Origin of the sequence: Trichocoleus sp. DQ-U1, from assembly GCF_039961925.1 — a bacterium.
In the GTDB taxonomy this organism is placed as follows: Bacteria; Cyanobacteriota; Cyanobacteriia; order Cyanobacteriales; family FACHB-T130; genus FACHB-T130.
Genome location: NZ_JAMPKB010000148.1, coordinates 1 through 5,774, shown reverse-complemented (window position 1 = coordinate 5,774; position 5,774 = coordinate 1). Strand labels below are relative to the sequence as shown.

Annotated in this window: 3 protein-coding genes and 1 pseudogene; 1 reads left to right on the top strand and 3 read right to left on the bottom strand. The window is 48.6% G+C overall.

Annotation, left to right across the window (positions count from 1 at the left end; all coding sequences use genetic code 11):
• Nucleotides 1-108: 108 nt before the first annotated feature.
• Nucleotides 109-1,830, bottom strand: a complete 1,722-nt coding sequence (locus tag NDI34_RS27550; protein WP_348234422.1) for a CHAT domain-containing protein — start codon at nucleotides 1,828-1,830, stop codon at nucleotides 109-111.
• 158 nt (nucleotides 1,831-1,988) lie between these two features.
• Nucleotides 1,989-3,596: a HAMP domain-containing sensor histidine kinase gene (locus tag NDI34_RS27545; protein WP_348234421.1), complete on the bottom strand. Its 1,608-nt coding sequence runs from the start codon at nucleotides 3,594-3,596 to the stop codon at nucleotides 1,989-1,991.
• 608 nt (nucleotides 3,597-4,204) lie between these two features.
• On the opposite strand from NDI34_RS27545, the gene NDI34_RS27540 reads away from it, so the two are divergent.
• Nucleotides 4,205-5,623: a general stress protein gene (locus tag NDI34_RS27540; RefSeq protein WP_348234420.1), complete on the top strand. Its 1,419-nt coding sequence runs from the start codon at nucleotides 4,205-4,207 to the stop codon at nucleotides 5,621-5,623.
• A 50-nt stretch (nucleotides 5,624-5,673) separates the two neighbouring features.
• Here the strand turns inward: NDI34_RS27540 and NDI34_RS27535 are convergent.
• A pseudogene (locus NDI34_RS27535) lies at nucleotides 5,674-5,774 on the bottom strand (IS5/IS1182 family transposase); the annotation flags it as partial.

Below are 5,774 nucleotides of genomic sequence, written 5' to 3'. Positions count from 1 at the left end.
TTGCCATTCTTCACAATATGGGTGGAATCACAAGCAGGACAAGCCGGGCGGGGATTCGACATCGAACAACAGCGGGAACTCTACCCTCCTATCCTTACATTTTTAGGACTACCGAATAATCTTCGCTTTGGGCATCTGTTGCGCGATCGCTATTTTGGTCGCTTGCTTGCCAATCAGAGGTTTGGTTTTGAGGAGAGAAGCGATCGCTTTTGCTTCCTGTTCCGCACCCGGTAGCTGAGATAACGGCTCCGGTTTCTCCCCAATTTTAGGAGCAATTTTAGGCATTGTAGGATTGCCTACCACTAGCACTTCCTTTCCCGATACACGTTGCCGTTGCTTGTGGGTTAGCTCCAGAACCTGAATAGCGGGTGCTGTCACAATAGTGTGTTGTTCGATGAAGTATTTGCCACTGGCATCTTGGAGTGCTGGGAAGGGAACTAGGAACAGTTCACGTTGAGGGATGAAAATAATTCGGTCGTTGGGGTCTTTTGGCAATAGGTCAGCAATCGGTTGAATCAGCAGTTGATGCAGTTGCTGTAATCGTTTATTAGTGCTGGTTTTATCCACTTTAGAGGCAACGGCAAGGCCACGACCTCTAACGCCGATGGAATCACGGCTGCTAGTAACAAGTTCTTCTAGAGAAATATTTTGTTTTTGCCACAGAGGTTTCAGGTCAGCTGTGCGAAACGTTACTTCACCTGTAGGCTTGATGACCCAAATATAGAGTTCTGATTCTTGAGCTTGTTGTTTACCTTGAACTTTGAATGTGTCGTAAATAATCGAATATTGAACAAGAGTGGAGGCTTGCGCTTTAGCAATTTGTTTAATTTGCTCAATGGTAGGAGGTTGAAGGTTAGAAGGTGGAGCTGAACCTTCAACCTGTAACCTGTCATCCTGCAACCTAGCAGCGAGTAATTCCACAAAGGCTCGTGCCCTTCCCCGCTCCGCAATTTCCAGTGCTGGCTCAGTTTTACTCTGGGCAATGAGGACTTTTTGTAATGTCTGGTACGTACCAACTTGCCTTTCAAAGATTGACACTTTATTCGCATCGTTACTGCCTAAGCCCGCTCGAATAGATTCCAGAACCTTAATTCCATCCATTAAAATTGGCTCTGCGGTTACGAAATTGCCTTGTTTATAGAGAGTAAAACCTATATTTTGCAGCGCTATGCCTTCGCTTTCACGGTTTTGAATTTCTTGTGCGATCGCTAACTGTTGCTGAGAGTATTCAAGCGCTTTAGCATAGTCTCCAAGGCGACGGTAAGCCACTCCCAGATTACCTAGTAAAGCTCCTTCATTGCGTCGATCTTTGATTTCTCGTGCGCTCGCCAAACTCTGCTGAGTGTAATCAATCGCCTTGGCATAGTCACCTAGAGAGTCATGAACCAGTCCTATCCCTCCTAGCGCCAATGCCTCGCCTTTTCGGTTTTTGATGTTCCGGTAGATTAAGAGTGACTGTTCCAAAGACTGTAATGCAGCTGCCCATTGACTGGTAAAATACTGCCCAGCTCCTTGTTTACGTAGGCGGTCTGCTTGAGTCTCATAAACCATGTCGATCTTTTCTAGGACCAACTCCTCGCCTCGGCGGTCTTTGAGTTCCTGGTAGATCAAGAGTGCCTGTTGCCAAGACTGTAATGCCGCTTCCTGCTGATTGGCAAGATACTGGTCAAATGCTTGCCCATCCAGTCGCTCTGCTTCCGCTTTCCTTGCATTTGGGGTTTGAGCCAACGCTTGGGGTGCTGTTAAGGGTGCTGGAAGATTGGCAACTGGCGTCACGCCATTGGCAACAAGCATGGCGAATAGCATCAGTCCGATTTTTGGGCGTCGCATGGCTGGGTCAACAGGTGTAGATGTGCGGCAGTAGCTACACTGTCATAGCCCAGACACAAAGATACCGTCCAGCGATCGCGGCTGTAACGAAGAGCGGATGCTAGATATTAAGACTTGCATTGGTGGCGGGATAGCGATCGCTATCCCGCGATTACCAATTAAGCATTCCAAATGCCGGAACCATCCACATCTAACGGTAGGAAAACCGTCATGACCTCACCTTGCTGGGGTCGTTGCCGTACAATCAGTTTTCCTCCTAACGCTTGGAAGAGATTTTTGGTGACGTTGAGATTGAGGCTCAAACATCCGGTTTCTGGCTGAAACATCAATAGCTGACCAATTGACTTGCACGTTGGTGGGTTGTTGTCTGCGGCTAGCGAGTTGCCGCTTTCGTCAGGTTGGTTTTGAGACTGGAGTTGCAATTTTAGCTGGTCTCCGGCGGGTGTCACCTCCACCTGAATATGACCGCCTGCGGGGATGCTGCGAGTGAAGTTTTCAATTAACCCAGTTAGTACCTGATCCAGCATGGCGGGATTACTAACAACAGCGGGGAGCTTTTGCGGTAATACCACCTCTAGGGTTAAGTTGCGACGATTTGCTTGTTTTTGCCAGCGAGGAATGCTGTTTTGGAAGACCTGCGCCACCGACATCGCAGTCAGGTGAACGGGCGATCGCTTAACGGTTTCTGTTTCTAATTCCACCGCCCGGAAAAACAACTCCATGCGGTCAATTTGCTCGGTACACTCGCGATCGATCGCTTCCAAACGCCTGATGATGTCCGGTGCTAATTCGTTGCGGCGCTTCAGCAACAGCCGCGTTAAGGTGCGTATGGTACTCAAGGGCGTCCGTACTTCGTGGGCAAACGCTTGAAGTAATTCCACATCATTAGAATTTTGAATTTTAAATTTTGAATTTTCAATTAATTTAGGATTCAAAATTGGCAGTTCGGAATTATCTTCTAGCTCTTTACCTTTTGCTTCTTGCCCACACCCAAGACGGGAAAACTCGGCGTCTTTCCGATCGCCTCTGATTTCTTCGGGCAAATGTTTCAACAGCAACCGGCTAAATTGCATAACGGTTCGATAATCGGGCGCTTGGGGTGCAAAGCGTTCGACTAAAGTTTCTAACTGACTCACTTGATGAAGACTGGTCAGCAACAAGCGCGATCGCAAAGTTTGCCACGCTTGCTCTACCACTTGCGGATCAAAAGAATATTGGAAAGCTGGGGCACCTGTAATATCTTCTCCAACAACCATCACCAAACTAAACCGTGGTGTGAAAATTACGCAAAACTGTTCGCTTGTTAAGGGATCGGCAGGGATTAACGGGAAGTTGGAAGTGGATTGAGGTTCGTTTTCCTTTTGCTGAGTTGTTGCGGGAGGCAGCAGAAATGGCATTAATGCCAGAGGATTAAATCGCTCTGCTGTAAAAATTCCGGTATGAACGCGAGTCATTACCGCTGGGTGGCTCAGAACCGGCACAGGACCCGCTAAAATTAAGCCCAAGGTTTGTGGCGAATCTTGTAGCGAATCAGTGGCAGGTTCTAGAACTTGCAGCAGCAACTGTTCCAAGGCAGCGATCGCTCCACACCACTCCCGCGAGGCACGGGCGTACTCTCGTGCCGTCCGGCTGGCAGGGCGAAATCCATGCGCTTTTTCTGCTGTCTGCTCTACAGAAGGCATAACAGAATTTGCCCCAGTTTGTTCGCTGTGTTCGCTCTGGGCTAATATTTCACTGATGGTTGGTAGTAACCACTTCTTTTGCACAAAGATCCACCCCTTTAACGGCAATCAACTGGCGGTGCGTCTTTTAAACTACTTCTGATTATGAGCGTACCGATAGTTGCCCTCTATCGGTGGTGGTATAACCGAACGAATCAGTGGCAATTCCCGCGCTCTGTTCGGAAAAATTTCTCAGGGTCATCGGGGCACAATCTCCCCATTCATGCTCTAGGAGCCGGTTCTCCCTGATAAATGTCCGTTAATCTCTTGGCAACTCCTCTCCTTATAAAAGTAACTTCATAAAAGATAAGTTCTTTCCCCTTCCCCGAAGCTGCTTCTGTTTTGGGGTTAAGTTTACTGTATAAGACAAAGTATAAGTGTCTTTCCACTCATGCTAAGGGGCAAGGAATAAAGGCATACAAAAAAATGAGCAAAAACCAAAAAGAGTTTTTCGTCAAAAAAACTGATGCAAAAAATGCATTAGGGTCTGACAGAAGAATATCTTTTACCCATCTGTTGATAGAGAAAATTTTACATCTCCAGGCTGATGAAAAGTGTAGAAAAAAACAGAAAGATAAGCAAAGCGCATAAATAAAAAATTGATTCTGTATTTGTGCTGACGGAAGTTATTGAATACTTCTAGGAGGAAAAAAATGACCCTCGACCAAAACAAGCGAGCTGTCGGCGTATTTTCTACACCTGAACAGGCGGAATATGCGCTCAACGAGCTTAGGGACTCTGGTTTTGCCATGAACACAGTTTCTGTGGTGGCACGGGATAGCACCCGGCAAGATGAGGTAGCTGGTGTTGAAGTCAACCCTTACGGAGGTGGCAATGAAGCCGGTGGGGGTGCAGCGGCGGGTGCCTTAGCAGGCGGTGCGGTCGGCGGTTTAGTTGGCGTCCTAGGAGCCTTAAGTGCGTTGGCAGTTCCGGGATTTGGTCCGGTTATCGCAGGAGGTGCGATCGCTTCTATTCTGGGAGATGCTTTAATCGGGGGTGCGGTTGGCGCTGCGACAGGTGGCATTGTCGGCACACTGATAGGTTTAGGAATTCCTGAAGAACAAGCCAAAGTTTACAACCACCGAGTCTCCCAAGGAGATTATTTAGTAATTGTTGAGGGTACGCAAGACGAAATTAATCGTGCTGAATCGATTTTGAACCGGCAAGGTATTCAGCATTGGGGTGTCTACGATGTGACGGGGGTTTCGGCGGTTCCTGACAATTATGGCGCTTCTTCCTCAACCCCCTTCGATCCGATCAGCAGCACGTATCCTTCCCCATTGGGACTCGATCCCCTGGCGACGGGTTATTCCTCTTCGTTAGGAATGAATCCGCTGGGTGCCGCCTCTCCCGTTGCCTATGTTCCTACAGAAGATAATGTCAATGACAGCGATTTCAGCCGACACAAGCGTGCTGTTGGTGCCTTTGTCAGCCGTCGGGATACGGAAGATGCGCTTCACGAGCTGAGTAATTCTGGCTTTCCGATGAGTAAAGTTTCCGTCGTTGCCAGAGATGCAGACCCCCAGGATCAAATCGCTGGCGTTGAAATGAGCGATCGCGTTGATGACAATAACGTTGATGAAAGCGCAACCACAGGGGCGATCGCAGGGGGTGCTTTAGGCGGTCTGACTGGCTTATTACTCGGTTTGGGTGTATTGGCGATTCCCGGAGTTGGCCCGATTTTGTTGGCTGGTGCTACCGCAACTGCGATCGCAACCACCCTGGCGGGGAGTGGAATCGGCGCAGCCGCAGGTGGCTTGATTGGCGCACTGCTGGGTTTGGGAATTCCTGAAGATCGAGCGCAAGTTTATAACAATCTTGTGGCTCGCGGTGATTATCTGGTTATGGTAGATGGCACCGAAGACGATATCGAACGTGCCGAATCAGTTCTGAGCAATCGCGGCATTCAAGAGTGGGCTATCTACGATGTACCGCCTTCTACAACTTCGAGAACCGATTCCACTAACCGCATCATCGAACCTCAGGAGAATCTGACGGCTGTGAATGAGATTAAGTCTCAGGATAACGTGACCCAAGTAAGCGATCGCGTCACGATTGTTGACAATCGGTAGTAACTTTCCCACAATTTCGCGCAAAGGCGCAAAGGCGTTAGGGCGTGTCATCAATTCAACCAGATGACCGTAGCAGCGAGGTGAATCGCACCGAGAAAGTTAACCGCACGCTTGTCGTAGCGCGTTGCAATCGCTCGATACTGCTTGAGTT

What these genes read in the sequence shown, in the direction of transcription:
- NDI34_RS27550 (WP_348234422.1), bottom strand. Translation starts at nt 1,830, where the DNA reads ATGCGACGCCCAAAAATCGGACTGATGCTATTCGCCATGCTTGTTGCC.
- NDI34_RS27540 (WP_348234420.1), top strand. Translation starts at nt 4,205, where the DNA reads ATGACCCTCGACCAAAACAAGCGAGCTGTCGGCGTATTTTCTACACCT.